Origin of the sequence: Actinacidiphila sp. bgisy160 (assembly GCF_965342435.1) — a bacterium.
In the GTDB taxonomy this organism is placed as follows: Bacteria; Actinomycetota; Actinomycetes; order Streptomycetales; family Streptomycetaceae; genus Actinacidiphila.
Genome location: NZ_CBDRCM010000002.1, coordinates 214,716 through 228,918, shown reverse-complemented (window position 1 = coordinate 228,918; position 14,203 = coordinate 214,716). Strand labels below are relative to the sequence as shown.

Annotated in this window: 19 protein-coding genes; 18 read left to right on the top strand and 1 reads right to left on the bottom strand. The window is 72.5% G+C overall.

The genetic code is table 11. The features are described from left to right. Positions 1-9: 9 nt before the first annotated feature. Positions 10-990, bottom strand: a complete 981-nt coding sequence (locus ACRWNP_RS03795) for a carbohydrate-binding protein (RefSeq protein ID WP_431959461.1) — start codon at positions 988-990, stop codon at positions 10-12. 216 nt (positions 991-1,206) lie between these two features. Between ACRWNP_RS03795 and ACRWNP_RS03790 the strand changes: the two genes are divergently transcribed. The 18 genes from ACRWNP_RS03790 (at position 1,207) to ACRWNP_RS03705 (ending at position 14,202) form a co-directional block, all read left to right on the top strand. Next, positions 1,207-2,220 (top strand): SAM-dependent methyltransferase, encoded by a 1,014-nt coding sequence (locus tag ACRWNP_RS03790; protein WP_431959460.1) that lies wholly within the window; start codon positions 1,207-1,209, stop codon positions 2,218-2,220. Positions 2,221-2,240: 20 nt separating this feature from the next. After that, positions 2,241-3,383: an NADH-quinone oxidoreductase subunit D gene (locus tag ACRWNP_RS03785; RefSeq protein ID WP_431959459.1), complete on the top strand. Its 1,143-nt coding sequence runs from the start codon at positions 2,241-2,243 to the stop codon at positions 3,381-3,383. Between the two features lie 48 nt (positions 3,384-3,431). Beyond that, positions 3,432-4,142 carry a hypothetical protein gene (locus tag ACRWNP_RS03780; RefSeq protein WP_431959458.1) on the top strand — a complete coding sequence of 237 codons (711 nt, stop codon included), beginning with the start codon at positions 3,432-3,434 and terminating at the stop codon, positions 4,140-4,142. Continuing rightward, a complete protein-coding gene (locus tag ACRWNP_RS03775; RefSeq protein WP_431959457.1) occupies positions 4,108-5,004 on the top strand; it encodes a hypothetical protein in 897 nt (298 codons plus the stop codon). The genes ACRWNP_RS03780 and ACRWNP_RS03775 overlap by 35 nt, the downstream gene beginning before the upstream one ends. 22 nt (positions 5,005-5,026) lie before the next feature. Beyond that, positions 5,027-5,278, top strand: a complete 252-nt coding sequence (locus ACRWNP_RS03770; protein WP_431959456.1) for a hypothetical protein — start codon at positions 5,027-5,029, stop codon at positions 5,276-5,278. A 102-nt stretch (positions 5,279-5,380) separates the two neighbouring features. Further along, positions 5,381-5,971, top strand: coding sequence for a hypothetical protein (locus tag ACRWNP_RS03765; RefSeq protein ID WP_431959455.1), 591 nt, complete (start codon positions 5,381-5,383; stop codon positions 5,969-5,971). Positions 5,972-6,032: 61 nt separating this feature from the next. Continuing rightward, positions 6,033-6,329, top strand: coding sequence for a hypothetical protein (locus ACRWNP_RS03760; RefSeq protein WP_431959454.1), 297 nt, complete (start codon positions 6,033-6,035; stop codon positions 6,327-6,329). 45 nt (positions 6,330-6,374) lie between these two features. Beyond that, positions 6,375-6,917 carry a hypothetical protein gene (locus ACRWNP_RS03755; RefSeq protein WP_431959453.1) on the top strand — a complete coding sequence of 181 codons (543 nt, stop codon included), beginning with the start codon at positions 6,375-6,377 and terminating at the stop codon, positions 6,915-6,917. A 16-nt stretch (positions 6,918-6,933) separates the two neighbouring features. Further along, positions 6,934-7,125, top strand: a complete 192-nt coding sequence (locus ACRWNP_RS03750; RefSeq protein WP_431959452.1) for an Rmf/CrpP family protein — start codon at positions 6,934-6,936, stop codon at positions 7,123-7,125. Continuing rightward, positions 7,122-7,340: a hypothetical protein gene (locus tag ACRWNP_RS03745; RefSeq protein ID WP_431959451.1), complete on the top strand. Its 219-nt coding sequence runs from the start codon at positions 7,122-7,124 to the stop codon at positions 7,338-7,340. The genes ACRWNP_RS03750 and ACRWNP_RS03745 overlap by 4 nt, the downstream gene beginning before the upstream one ends. Positions 7,341-7,468: 128 nt before the next feature. After that, a complete protein-coding gene (locus tag ACRWNP_RS03740) occupies positions 7,469-9,523 on the top strand; it encodes a 2'-5' RNA ligase family protein (protein WP_431959450.1) in 2,055 nt (684 codons plus the stop codon). A 159-nt stretch (positions 9,524-9,682) separates the two neighbouring features. Then, positions 9,683-10,978 (top strand): phage major capsid protein, encoded by a 1,296-nt coding sequence (locus ACRWNP_RS03735; protein ID WP_431959449.1) that lies wholly within the window; start codon positions 9,683-9,685, stop codon positions 10,976-10,978. Positions 10,979-11,108: 130 nt separating this feature from the next. Continuing rightward, positions 11,109-11,606 carry a hypothetical protein gene (locus ACRWNP_RS03730; protein ID WP_431959448.1) on the top strand — a complete coding sequence of 166 codons (498 nt, stop codon included), beginning with the start codon at positions 11,109-11,111 and terminating at the stop codon, positions 11,604-11,606. A gap of 27 nt (positions 11,607-11,633) precedes the next feature. Next, a complete protein-coding gene (locus ACRWNP_RS03725) occupies positions 11,634-12,461 on the top strand; it encodes a hypothetical protein (RefSeq protein ID WP_431959447.1) in 828 nt (275 codons plus the stop codon). Positions 12,462-12,541: 80 nt separating this feature from the next. Then, complete coding sequence (locus tag ACRWNP_RS03720; protein WP_431959446.1) at positions 12,542-13,006, top strand: IPT/TIG domain-containing protein; 465 nt, start codon at positions 12,542-12,544, stop codon at positions 13,004-13,006. A gap of 16 nt (positions 13,007-13,022) precedes the next feature. Continuing rightward, on the top strand, positions 13,023-13,358 hold the full coding sequence (locus ACRWNP_RS03715) for a hypothetical protein (protein WP_431959444.1): 336 nt from the start codon (positions 13,023-13,025) through the stop codon (positions 13,356-13,358). Further along, positions 13,358-13,888 carry a hypothetical protein gene (locus tag ACRWNP_RS03710; protein ID WP_431959443.1) on the top strand — a complete coding sequence of 177 codons (531 nt, stop codon included), beginning with the start codon at positions 13,358-13,360 and terminating at the stop codon, positions 13,886-13,888. The genes ACRWNP_RS03715 and ACRWNP_RS03710 overlap by 1 nt, the downstream gene beginning before the upstream one ends. Positions 13,889-13,929: 41 nt before the next feature. Further along, entirely contained in the window at positions 13,930-14,202 is a 273-nt protein-coding gene (locus tag ACRWNP_RS03705) for a hypothetical protein (RefSeq protein ID WP_431959442.1), read from the top strand. The last annotated feature ends 1 nt before the right edge of the window (position 14,203 follow it).

Sequence of the window (14,203 nt, the reverse complement as noted above, 5' to 3'; positions counted from 1 at the left end):
ACGGCCGGTTCAGCGGCCCCAGCCCTCGGGCGACTTGCCCTTGTCCAGGAGCGCCAGCTGATCGAGGTTGAAGTGGCAGGCGTCGCCCTGCCCGCAGGTCAGGGCGATCGTGTTGGTGCCCTGCTTCAGGTCGAGGGTGACATAGGAGCGGTACCACGCGTTCCAGTCGCCCTTCTTGCCGTAGTTCTTCAGGTCCGGCTTGTAGCTCTGGGGTGTCCCGTTGACCACGGTCGTGGCGCTGGCCGGGTCCTTCTCCGCGTTGGCGTAGCGGATCCAGAAGTCGTACGAGCCGTCCTTCGGCACGTCGACCTTCCAGGTCACCGAAGCTCCCACCGCGCTCATGTTCTCGACATAGTTGCCGCCCGCCGCCAAGGTGCCCTTGTACTGGGACCCGACCCGTGCGCCGCCCGCCTTGGGAAGCGAGGCCGCGTCGATGACACCGGGCTCGGTCGCGCTCGCCGAAGCCGAGGGCTCGCCGGAGCTGTCGCCCTTGCCGCCGTCGCTGCTCGCCGTCGGGGTGGAGGTACCGCCCGCCTGCGGGTTCGTGTCATCGTCGCCGCCCGCGATGGCGACGCCGATGCCGATCGCGACGGCGGCGACCACGGCGACGGCGCCGATCAGAAGACTCTTGTTGTTGGGGCCGCCGGCGCGCGGGGGCACTCCGCGGCGGCTGCCGCCGCCGGCCGGTCCGGACGGGCCGCCGGGGCCCTGGGGGAGCTGCTGGGTCGCCTGGGCCTGCTGGGGCTGCGGCTGACCGTAGGACGGCGGCTGCTGACCGTACCCGGGCTGCTGCTGCGGGTAGCCGTAGCCGGGCTGCTGCGGCTGCTGCGGGCGCCGCTCACCGACCCGCTGCACCTGGTTGTACGAGGTGCGGGGCACACCGGGCTGGGCAGCAGCCGCCTGACCCGGCTCCTCGCCGTCCTGGCGGTACAGGTACGCGAAGGGGTCGTCACTCCCGGGCTCGGGGGCACCGTTGTTGCCGGCCGTCATCCGCTCTTCACCTTCCACTGCCTGTCGCTTGCACAGCACCTATCAGTACCGGGCCATCCGGCAAAAGGCGTGCGTCGTCCTGATGGCCGATATTCATGATCGATTCATCCGCGGCCGTCACGGGCGGACACACCTCTGACCACGGCACCCTACCTGGAACCGGTGACGAGCCGCTCAACCGTCCGAAGCCCCGGGTTGTGCACATACGGTGGAGGCGTGATCGACAGCACAGCCGCGTGGACGGGGTGGCGGGAGGCCACGGAGCGGGCCCTGTACGGCCCGGGAGGGTTCTTCCGGCGGGAGCGCGCGGCCGCCCATTTCCGCACCTCGGTCCATGCCTCGCCGCTGTTCGCGGGGGCCGTCGCCCGCCTCCTCGAGCGCGTCGACGCGGACCTCGGGCACCCCGTCGAGCTGGCCCTGGTGGACGTCGGCGCGGGCGCGGGGGAACTGCTCGCCGGGGTGCTCGATGTGGTTCCCGCCACGTTGACCGCCCGCCTGCGGCCGTACGCGGTGGAGAAGGCCCCGCGACCGGACGGCCTGGACGCCCGGGTGAGCTGGTCCGAAGAGCTGCCGCGGGGCCTGCGGGGCCTGCTCTTCGCCAACGAGTGGCTGGACAACGTGCCGGTCGCGGTGGCGCAGACCGACGCGCAGGGCGTGCCCCGCCACGTCCTCGTCCGTGCCCGCGACGGCGCCGAACGCCTCGGCGACGCGGTGGCCGGGGAGGACGCCGAGTGGCTGCGCCGTTGGTGGCCCATCGAGGGCGCGCAGGCCGGGACCCGGGCGGAGATCGGCCGCTGGCGGGATTCCGCCTGGGCGGCCGCGGTGGCCTGCCTGGAGGCCGGGCTCGCCGTCGCGGTCGACTACGGCCACGTCGCCGGGGCCCGCCCGCCGTACGGGACGCTCACCGCGTTCCGGGAGGGCCGTGAGCTCTCGCCGCCGGTGCCCGACGGCTCCTGCGACATCACGGCGCACGTGGCGATGGACGCCTGCGCGGGCCCGGGGGCGGTCCTGCGCACCCAGCGCGAGGCCCTGGGCGGCCTGGGGGTCACGGGGGCCCGGCCGCCGCTCTCGCGGGCCTCCTCCGACCCCGCCGGGTACGTGCGCGCCCTGGCCCGCGCCGGTGAGGCCGCCGAGCTCACCGACCCGTCCGGGCTGGGCGGCTTCCTCTGGCTGGAGCAGCCCGTGCCGGCGGCCGGAAAGGCCCCGGGGGGCACGGCCCGGGACGCGTGAAGGGATGGGAAACTGGGGCCATGACGGAGACCACGATCGGCATCGGCGGCGCGGCCGAGGGCACCGACATGGTGCTGAACATCGGCCCGCAGCACCCCTCGACGCACGGAGTGCTGCGCCTGCGCCTGAGCCTGGAGGGCGAGCGGATCAGCTCGGCGGAGCCGGTCATCGGGTACATGCACCGCGGCGCCGAGAAGCTCTTCGAGGCCAGGGACTACCGCCAGATCATCATGCTGGCCAACCGGCACGACTGGCTCTCCGCCTTCTCCAACGAACTCGGTGTCGTGCTCGCCGTTGAGCGCATGCTCGGCATGGAGGTACCCGAGCGCGCGGTGTGGACCCGCACGCTGCTCGCCGAGCTGAACCGGGTGCTCAACCACCTGATGTTCCTCGGCTCTTACCCCCTCGAACTGGGCGGGATCACCCCGATCTTCCACGCGTTCCGCGAGCGCGAGGACCTGCAGGCGGTCATGGAGGAGGTCTCCGGCGGCCGCATGCACTACATGTTCAACCGCGTCGGCGGCCTCAAGGAGGACCTCCCGAACGGCTGGCACGGCCGGGTCCGCGCCGCCGTCGCCGCCGTGCGTTCGCGCATGGGGACCTTCGACGACCTCGTCCTGGGCAACGAGATCTTCCGCGGCCGCACCCGCGGCGTCGGCGTCCTCCCCGCCCGGGAGGTGCACGCCTACGGCGTGAGCGGGCCGATCGCCCGCGCCTCGGGCGTCGACTTCGACCTGCGTCGCGACGAGCCCTACCTGGCCTACGGGGAGCTGCGGGACACCCTGCGGGTCCCCACCCGCACCGAGGGCGACTGCCTGGCCCGCTTCGAGGTACTGCTGCAGCAGACCCACAACGCCCTGGACCTCGCCGACGCCTGCCTGGACCGGCTGGCCGAGCTGCCCCCGGGACCTGTCAACCAGCGGCTGCCGAAGGTGCTCAAGGCCCCGGAGGGCCACACGTACGCCTGGACCGAGAACCCGCTCGGGCTCAACGGCTACTACCTGGTGTCCAAGGGCGAGAAGACGCCGTACCGGCTGAAGCTGCGCTCGGCGTCCTACAACAACATCCAGGCGCTGGCCGTACTGCTGCCGGGCACGCTGGTGGCCGACATGGTCGCGATCCTGGGCTCGATGTTCTTCGTGGTCGGCGACATCGACAAGTGAGCCACCCCCGGCAGCATCCACGCCCTGCGGCAGTCCATAGCCGAGCAGATGACCTCCGACGATTTCGGCTTCGGCAGCCGCCGGGCGCAGGCCGAGACCCGGGCCGTCAGCGACCACGTCACGCAGGCCGTCACGCCCGCGCTGAACCGCATCGCCGGCGCCGCCACGAACGGCACCCTCACCACGGCCGAGGCCGACCGGATCGCCGCCGAGGCCGCGGCCGCCCTGCAGAACGGTGAGCAGGCCGTGGCCGGGCGGATCGCCGCAGCGGTCACCGACGCCACCGGGGAGGAGCCCCGCCCGGGCCTGTGGGCGCGGATCTGGGCGTTCATCAAGCGCATCGCCCGCAAGGTCGCCGAGTGGGTGCGGTCCGTGGCCCGCAAGGCCGCCGAGAAGTGGCGCGACCGGGACCGCGAGCGGCTGTCCCGCATCGGCAAGGGCCTCGCACGACGCATCAAGTCCTGGCCGGAGGCCGTGGGGCTGCGCTCCCTGGTCGCCGACGCCGTATCAGGGCGCGGAGGACGGCGCGGACAGCGCCGAAGCCGTCGCCCGCCAGGCCGGGGAGATGCCCGAGCCGGGCCGCTTCGGGCAGATTGCCCGCCGCGTCATCGGCTGGCGCCGTACGAGCACGGCGGACCTCGAGGCCGGCCGTCTGCCGGGAGTCTCCGACGGCACGCGGTGGACGGCCGACCGTGCCGCCGACGGCGTACCGGGCGAGAGCGCGATGCGGCACCTGGACACGCTGCTGGGCGCGGGTGACGCCGTGGACGCCGACGTGCTGACCCGCATGCGGCAGGCCGCGCCCGAGCTGGGAGCGGACCCGCACGCCACCGTGGCGGCCGCCCGCGACACCGAGCGGCGCGCCGTGGAGCGGGTCGCGCAGGTCACCGCGCAGGCCCGATCCGGGAACCGTGGCGCCGAGCTCGACCTTGCCGGGGCCGAGACCGAGGCGCGGCACGCCGCGGCGGACGCCCGCCGCATGGAAGAGGCCTACAACCGGGCGCTGCGGGAGGCCTCGCTGGCCGCCCTCAGTGACATCCGGCCCATGGGCCCGGGCGCCGACACGATGGCCGTGGGCGGCCCCGACGGCGACAGCAAGGAGGCCGTGAAGCGGTCCCTGCAGTTCCTGCCCACGGACTGGCTGAGCGCGGCCGAGGAGCTGACGGTCCACCCCGACGGCCTCACCCGCGGCTACTACAACGTGGACCTGGGCGAAGCCGCCCTTGGAAGTGAGGGCGCCTCGGTGGCGTCCGCGCCGACCCTGGACGCGCAGGCCCTCCACCAGCTCGGCCACCACATGCAGCACTCCATCCCGGACCTGGCGGCCGCCTCGGAGGCCTACCACTGGCTGCGGACGTCCACCGGCCGCATCGGGAACCGCAAGCGCAACACGCAGGTCCGTCTCGCCGACCGGTTCCCCACCCGCGGGCACCGTGCCGACGCGACGGCCCGTGACGGCTACTGGGCGGACCTACTGGCCGGCATGGACGCCCGCGACGGCAAGTCGTGGCAGCTCCTGCCCGTGGGCCTTGAGTCACTGTTCTCCGACTCGTGGTATCTGGACGACGACCTGCGAAAGTTCCTGTTCGGCGCACTCGCCGTACTGGGCCGCAGGCCGTGACGGCGGAAGGGATGTGGCGGCGGTGAGCGTCGTGCAGGTGAAGGGCGCATTCGATGACGGGTCGCTGTACTCGGTGCGACTGACCGGGCAGCGGGCCCGGCCCGTCATCGGGTCGCAGCGGGTCGCAGCAATGTTCACGCGGCTGCCGGACCTGGACGGCACCAACGCCCGCGCGGTGCTGGGGGTGCTGGAGTCCTGGACGAAGGTGATGGAGGTGACGGGGCAGGTGCCCGCTCCAGCGGGCCCGCCCCGCCCCGCCGGGGCCGTGCACTGACCGCAGGAGACGCGGGAGAATCGCCACCCGCATCAGCAGCGGCCCGGAGCAACTCAGGCCGCGCAAGGCACCGGAGGGGCAATGCTGGCAAGGCAATTGACCATGACCGACGACTACGCGGCCATCGTATCCGCCGTAATCGCGGCGGTGTTGGTGCTCGGCTTCGTTGAAACGCATGCCTTCCTCCACATGGGCAGCGAGCACGCGAAGAACGCGTTGGCTGAAGGGCTCGCTGCCAAGGCCGATGCAATGCGCAACATCGACGCGGGCATCGCCCCCTCTGAGGCTCAGCTTGCACGGCTGGCCGCCATGGATACGCGCGCCTCTAGGGCCAGAACAGCCGCATCCGGCCAGTTAATGGCGGCAGGTTGCGTATGGATCGGGCTCGTTCTGGCCTTGGTTGCAGCTCTATGCCTGGTCGTTCTCTGGGCAGCGGTGGATGGGCATGGGCCCGCGCGTTGGCTGGCGATCTACTCCAGCTTCTGTGCCGCGCTTGGCGTCTTCGGAGTTGCCCTCGGTGCGCTGGCACGGGCACTGCAACCGCTCCTCGGGGCGTTCCGGAACTATTTGCGGGCCGAGCGGTTCGAGCTTGACATGGATCCGCAGAAGGCCGCAGAGCTACAGCGCCACCTCGCCGAATACAGGCGCTCCCATCCCGCCCCTGCCCCCGCCGAGCCGGGCACTGCCCCCTGAAGGCAGCAGCCGGTCCCGCCGGGCTCGACGCAAGGCCGCGCCGCGCTCCAGGGTGCGCGCCATGAGACCGACTCTTCGCCGCTCGCCCGACTTCCACGCCGTCATCGGCGTCCTGGTCCTGCTCGTCATCGTCGTCCTGATCGGCGCCGTCGTCGCCGCCTGCGCCCCGTCCAACCCGGGCGGAAGCGCTCCGGTGTCGAGCCGCTGGGACGACGACGACCACCACCACGGCGGTTGGCACCACGGCAAGAGCTCCACCAAGCCGCCTGCCCGGAAGCCCCAGATCAAGACGCCCCGCGCGAAGACCCGCAGCGGCACCGGCCGGGGCCCGTCCCTCACCAAGTCGGCTCGCCGATGAGGGGCGACGCGACGCAAGGCCGCCCGGGGGGTCATGGTCCGGCCCGTGCGTAGATTCCGACTGCAGCTCCAGGTCAAGGGCGCCCCCGGTGGAGGCCCCGCCATACCGCCCATGGACCCCGCCGCCGCCGATCCGGCCGCGGCCGCCGACCCCAACGCCGGCCAGCCACCCATGCCCACCGACGACTCCCGCCCGTGGGCAGGTGACCTGTACGACGAGGGGGACGAGACGCAGCCCGACGACCCGTCGGTCACCGACCATTTCTCCGACCCGAACGGGGAGGAGGCTTGGCTTGAGAAGGCCCCGGACGGCACCCTCACCGGGTGGGTCCGTGACGCCACCGGCCAGGTCTACCGGTACTCCGACGCCGACGCGTGGGCCACTGACGTGGACGACGCCGGGATGACGCCCTCCGGCGGCGGTGCGCCCGCCCCCGACGACATGCCCGACGGCGAGCCCGCCGACGGCGAGGAGGGAGACGGCCTGGAGGAGGGCGACGAGGGCGACCTGCCCGGCCTGGACGAGGAGCCGGACGACGAAGAGGACGAGGACGACCCTTCCTCGTCCCCCAACCCGTTCAAGAAGTGACCCGGAGGCAGGCACGATGAGCGACACCACACCGCCCGCCACGCTCACGGAGGGCTTCCGCTCCGCCAAGGCCGGAGCGGAGGCCGCGCGCACCGGCAAGGCCGTGGAGGCCTGCCCGTACCCGGCCGACGGAGACGTAGTGCAGCGCTTCCACCGGCACTTCTGGATGCTCGGCCACGACAACCCCGGCAGGCACGACACCCGGTGACCCGCAGGCCTTCCCGACAGCCGGCACCCGTCGACCAGGAGCTGCACGACGCGATCTACCGGGCGCTGCGGACCGCCCGCGTCATCGACCCCGACGACGGCACCGTGCCCTTCTACAAGGCAGACGAGTACGTGGTGTGGACGGGCCCGGAAGCGCTCATCGCCACCATCGCCGCGCACGTGAAGCCCTTCACCGCCATCGCCCCGGCGGTATAGCGCAGGACGGTAGGCACACGCGGCGCGCACGGTACGCAGGCCAACGCCCCCGGCCTGGAAGGACCACCGTGCCGCCGCGCCCCCGCCCTCAGCCCCCCGAGCGGGGGACCTCCCGAGCCATAGCCGCCGTGACCGGTGTCGAAGACGACGTCGGCGACGTGATCCTTCCCGGCGCCTTCACCGAGACGCTGCGCAAGCGCCCGGTCAAGCCGGTGTTCTCCCACGAGTGGAAAGACCCGATCGGGGTCTGCCGCGGCGTGGAGGAGTGGATGCCGGGCGACTCCCGGCTGCCGAAGTACACGCCCATGGGCGAGCCGTGGCCCCCGGCGGCCGGCGCCCTGGTCGCCGACGTCGCGTTCAACATGAAGACCACCCGCGGCCGCGACGTGTACGAGCAGGTCAAGCAGTGGCACGAGGAGGGCGGGGGCGCCCAGTGGTCGATCGGCTACACCGTCCCCAAGGGCGGTGCGACCAAGCGCGCCGGGGTGCGGCTGATCCGCAAGCTCGAACTGTTCGAGGTCAGCCCCGTCCTGCACGGCGCGCACCCGCTGACGATGAGTCTGCAGGTGAAGGGCAACCCCGCCGGGGCCAACGGTGAGATGGAGTACAAGGCCACCCCGGGCCAGCCGCACGGCGAACCGAACGTCGGCGAAGGCGTAATGATCGCCCTGTACCCGGACCTGGACACGGCGGAGCGGATCGCGCACCCCGACGGCACCGCCCCGGAGGAGCTGCACGTCACCCTGGCCTACCTCGGGCAGGCTGGCGACCTCGGCGGGCACCCCGACGACCTGCCGGACCTGGTGCGCGACCTGGCGGCCGACACGGAGCCGCTGCAGGGCACCATCGGCGGCATCGGGTTCTTCCCGCCGAACGAGGACGGCACCCCGTGCTGGGTGCCCGTGGACGTGCCCGGCCTGACCGCGCTGCAGGACCGCGTCGCGTCCCGCCTGGCCACGTCGGTGTTCTCCGAGCAGCTCCGCACCGACCACGGGTTCACGCCGCACCTCACCCTCGGCTACGACCTGCCCGCGGACACCCCGGCCGTGCCCCCAACCCCGGTGCATTTCGATCAGTTGTGGGTTGTGGTCGGGCAGGAGCGCACGCCGATCCCGCTGTCCCTCCTTGAGGAGGACGCCCAGCCGCCCGCCGCGCCCACGCCTGCGGCAGCGCCCGCGGCCGCGCCTGTGGAGACCAAGTCGGCCCGCGCCGCCGTGGCGGCCGCCCGCCGCCAGACCAAGACCGCACGCGCCGCCGTAGCGGCCGCCCGCCGGCCCCCGAGCCGCCCCCGCACCCGCTACCAGACCAAGACCGCCCGCGCCGCGGTCGCGGCCGCCCGCCCGCCCCTGGAGACCAAGAACATGACCGGCCACATGCCCGGCTCCTTCGAGGAGCAGCGCCGCGCCCTCACGGACGCCATCCGCACCCTGTTCCACCCCGACAGCAACGACGACTCGGGCCCCCTGGACCACTGGTGCTGTGTTGAGGCGACGTACCCCACCCACGTGATCGCCACCGTCGGCAGCCCCGACTACTCCTCGCCCGCCACCTACTCCGTGCCCTACCGGTTCGAGGGCACCGACCCGGTCCTCGGCGCCCCGCAGCGCGTCGCGGTGACCGTCGTAGCCGTCCCCAACGACGAGGACTACGACGAGGACGACGCCCCGGCGACCCCGCAGGAGACCGCCGACGCCCGGTACATCGAGCCCGCCGCCGCAGGCCTGGACGACGCCACCAGCGCCCTGGAGGCCTCCGAGGCCAGCCCTGCCGCCCTGGCCGCACTGCGGCCCGTCATGCAGCGCCTGATGGCGACCTTGGCCCGCAAGGGCATGCCGATGGACGCGCCGCAGCAGTCCACCGTCCCCCTCGGCGACGGAACCGGCCCCGACGACGAAGACGACCAGGAGGACGACGACGAGATGGGCTGGGATGACTGGGACTACGGCGACGACGGCGACGACGGCATGAACAGCGGCCGGCCCGTGCCGCCCCCGCCGCCCAGCAGCGACATGGGCAGCGACTACGCCGGGGCCGATGACGCCGCCTACGACGCCCTGGACTACGGCGGCCGCAGCGACAGCGACGGCGACGGTGACGGCAGCTACGACAGTGACGGCGACGGCGACACGGTCACGCTCAACCCCGACGACGTCCACAAGCAGCTCGCCGAACTGGACGACTGACCTGCGCGATTGCTCCCCGCGCACCTGGTGCGGGGAGCACGCGACACAAGCACTCCACCCCCTGTCACATGACTCCGACGATCGGGTCGTCCCGGTGCTGGCCGGGCGAGCGACCGCGCCCAAACGCACACCCACCAGCACCCCCGAGGTATTCACCCCATGAGCACCGAAGGCATCAGCCTCAAGACTCTGACGACCGAGCTCGCCGCCAAGCGCGCCGAAGCGCAGCGCATCGCGGACACCTGGCAGGTCGACGAGAAGAACCGCTTCACGATCTCCACCGCCCAGAACGACGCCTACCGCAAGGCCATCCGCGAGGCGCAGGAGATCAAGGGCCTCATCGACTCCCGCCGCCAGGCCGACGAGATCGACGCCTACCTGGACGCCCCCGAGACCCCGTCGGCCGCCGGCCGCTACTACGGCGGCAGCGACAACGGCATGGAGGCCAAGAGCCTCGGCGACCTGTTCGTGGAGTCCCCGGAGTACAAGCGTGCGGCCGCCAACGGCTTCACCGACCGCCCGTACATCCGCACCGAGCTGGAGGGGAAGTCGATCTTCTCCCTGTCCGCCGGTACCCAGACCATCAACGCGTTCGGCTCCGCCCAGGACATCGGCCTGGTGGAGTACCAGCGCCGGAAGACCCACATCCGGGACCTGTTCCCGAAGGCCACCACCAAGGCGAGCATCCTCTACGGCATCCGCGAGACCGGGTGGACCAACAACGCCGCCCAGGTCAAGGAGCGGTACGCCGCGGACGGCGTGTCCCCGGCGACCGGCGGCCCGACCGACGTGTTCGGTAAGGCGCAGGAGTCGGACATCACGTTCGAGCCGATGATGTACCCGGTCGTGGAGATCGCCACGATCCTCCGCGTCCACAAGAACACCCTCGCCGACGAGCCCATGCTCAAGAGCTTCCTGTCGGGCCGTCTCACCGAGGCCCTGAAGTTCCGCGAGGACGTCGACCTCCTGTCCGGCACGGGCGGCTCGCAGGCCCTCACCGGCCTGTTCAACACCCCCGGCGTCCAGACCTACACGGGTTCCAACCAGGACGGGTACTCGGTGCAGGTCCGCCGCGCCATCACCCGCTCCCTGCTCGCCGAGTTCGAGCCGACCGGCCTCGTCGTGGCCCCCGACATGTGGGAGAAGGTCGAGCTGGAGACCGACGACACGGGCGCCTTCCGTGTCGCCATGTCCGTCGCCGTCGGCGCGGAGAAGAAGGTCTGGCGCATCCCCGTCGTGGAGACGACCGCGATGCCGTCCGGCAAGTACCTGCTCGGCGCCTTCGGTATGGGCGCGCAGATCTACGACCGGCAGAACACCACGGTCACCGTGTCCAGCGAGGACCAGGACAACTTCCAGCGCGGAGCCGTCAGCATTCGCGCTGAGTCCAGGGTTGGCTTCACCGTCGACCGTCCCGAGTCCTTCGTGATCGGTTCGTGGACGACCCCCGCCTGATCTGACCGCAGGTAGGGCATGAAGCGGCCCCGGGCACACGCCCGGGGCCGCTCTGCGTGCTGCGGGCGACGCAAGCCGGGCCGGGCAGGCACCGTGACCGCCGACCGTGCCGCACCCCTGGAGGACCACGATGGCCGCCCGTACCCGTAAGCCCGCCGCCGAGGCGGAGGAGCCGCTGCCCGAGCAGGCGCCGGAGGAGACCCCCGCCGCCCCCGAGCCCGAGCCCGAGGTGACCCCGGAGCCGGAGCCGGAGCCCGTGACGCCGCCCGTGTCGGCGGCCGCGCCACTGGAGGCGCCCGCGCCGAAGCCGGAGAAGACCGAACCGGCCGCGCCCGCCCCGAAGCCCGCCACCGACGTGCTGCCCGAGCCGCCCGTGATCGGCCTCATCGTGGACGAGGAGACCGGCGAGCCCCCCGCCGACCTGGCGGCCCTGTTCACCCCGTTCACGACGTTCGGCACCGTGATGGTCTCCCAGGCGCGGCTGATCGAGCACGTCGCCGACGCCTACGGCCGCCGCTCCATGCGGCTGCTCGTCGCCCGGCACGCCCAGGTGTCCGCCGAGACCGCCGCAGCCGTCCTGCAGCGCCTCCAGGACCAGGCTGACGTGCGCGCCGTCATCGAGGACTGACCGGACCAGCAGAAGGGAGGGAGCACCGTGGGCACGTGGGAATGGCGTCCGGTCGTGGACATCACGGCGGCCGGCGGCCGGGCGCTCGCCGTGGAGCTGTACGACACCCCGGACCGAACCGGCACGCCAGTCGCCACCGTCCCGGCGCCCACCGGGCCCGACGCGGCAGGCCGTTGGGTCTTCGACCTGCCGGACCTGCCCGACGGCCGGTACTGGGGGGCGGTGCAGTACCTTCCGCGGACCGGGGCCGCGCAGGCACGGGACCGCAACCCGCGCATCGACCTGCCGACGGACACCGGCCTTGTCACCTCCCCGGAGGAAGTCGCGGTCCGGCTCGACATCAAGCTGCCGCTGAGCGCGGAGCAGCGCGACCGGTTCGCGCAGGCCATCGAGGACGCGCAGGGCGACGTGCGGAACTACCTCGGGCGTGACCTGGCCGTCGGCTACGCCACGTACCCGGGCGTCTCGCCGAACTGGGCGGCAGCGCGCCGCATAGACGACTGGCGGACGTGGCGGCACCTGGTCGTGGGCGACGACTTCGACGTCGTCGCCGTCGTGGACCGCGGGCACGGCCTGTACGACGTGACGGTGCGCACCGGGCTGGAGCCCGAAGCGGAGACGGCGGTCCGCCGGTACGTCACCGCGCACGCCGGGGAGGCCCTGCGCTCGCGCGGCAGTGACGGCACACGGCGCACCACATCGGTGTCCGCCGAGGGCCAGTCCGTGTCGTACGAGGCGACGCCCACGACCGGCCAGCCCGGGTCGCTTCCCTCGCTGGAGGATCTCGCGCCGTACCGGGCCATGCCCGTCGGCAGCCCGCCGCGCATCCACCGCATGCCCTGGCCCTACTCCTGACCGGCACCGGGCGACGGTAGCCCCGCCCAGAAGCCACCATCCGCCCGAACCAGCCACCCACGCGCAGGGAGAGCACCCCCATGGGCATCTTCAAGGCATCCGACGGCAGTCGGGTCACCAAGGCGGCTTTCCCCGCCGTCGCCGACAACTCCGACCCGCTGATGGTCGTCTCCGAGGATCTGACGTCCACCCGCCGCTGGGACGGCGACGCGCTGCCGCAGGGCACCATGCAGATGATCTCTCTGCGCGCCGGCACCAAGCTGCGCCAGTCGAAGATCAACGAACTGTTCCCCCCGGCGACCATCACCTCCGTCTCCCCGGCTACCGGCGGCGTCGCCGGCGGCACGGTCGTCACCCTCAAGGGCACCTTCCTAGACGGCGTCACGGCCGTCACGTTCGGCGGCACGGCGGGCACGGCCCTGACCGTCGTCTCCGACACGGAGGTACGCGTCACGACCCCGGCGAAGGCGGCGTCCACCGTCGACATCGTCGTCACCGACGACGGCGGCACGGTCACCAAGACCAGCGCGTTCGTCTTCGCCTGACAGGTCGGGTCGAGCCGTGGCCGTTCTCCTGCCGAACCGTTCCCTGTCCGTCCAGCGGGCAGGGACACACCCGTGGGACCGGGACGCCTACGGGCAGCCCGTCCCCCCGGACCCGGCGACCGTGACGGCCCCGGCCGGCCCCGCCCTGCCAGGCGCAGCGACCGAACAGCCCGACGGGTCATGGACGCTGCGCCTGGACCCCTCGCAGTGGCCTGTGCGGCCCGGCGACCGCATCACCGACGGCACCCTCACGTGGGTGCTGTCCGGGGCGTGGCTGCGCGCCGTGCCCGTCGACAGCGGCGCCGACTACATCCAGGCCAACGGCGTACTCGACCCGCCAAAGGCGGTGTGATGGCGAAGTTCAAGGCCGTGCCGGGACTCGAAGAAATGGTGGCCCAGATGGTCGCCCCCGACGTCGAGCGGATCGCCCGGCAGGTGGAGACCGAAGCGAAGCGGTTCGCCCCGCCCACCAAGAAGTGGATCACCGTCGGCGACGAGCGGGTGCGGCCCACGCACGCCGAGGCGCACGGCCAGGAAGTCCCCGACAACCTGCGGTTCGTCGTGACGTCCATGGACTGGGACCGGCAACACCGCGGCGTCGGCGAGAAGACGTACTTCCGGTGGCCGAAGGATGAGACGAGCCGGGCCGTCGCCAACCTGTTGAACTGCCGGTGCGCCCGCCAGGTCGACAAGGACGGCATCGCCCGCCTGATCCACACGGCCCCGCCCGTCATCACCGGGAAGAAGGTCACGGCCACCGTGGTCTGCCAAGGCAACTGGGTGGTGCAGTCCGAGTACGGCACCGTCTACGAAGGTCAGCTTGTCGCCACAGGCGCGCACTTCATGGCGCGGGCCGCCGCGGCGGTCGCATCCCGCCGCTGAGCAGGCGACACAAGGCCAGGCCGGGCCTCAACCTCCCGCCCATGACTGACTCCACCAGCACCAGCAAGGCCACCAAGGCCACCGCCGCGGCCGCCGCGTCGACCGTCGCAGTGCCCGCCATTGCGACCGGCGCCCCCACCGAGCAGATCCCCGCCGTCGGCCCCGCGCTCGCCCTCGGCGAGGCCCCCACCGTCGTCACCCTCTCCCACCACATCAGGATCGACGGCCGCGACTTCCTGCCCGGGGCCAAGGCCGCCGTGTCCGCCGCCTACGCCCGCCAGCTCCGCGCCAACGGCTACGCCGCCCGGACCTGAC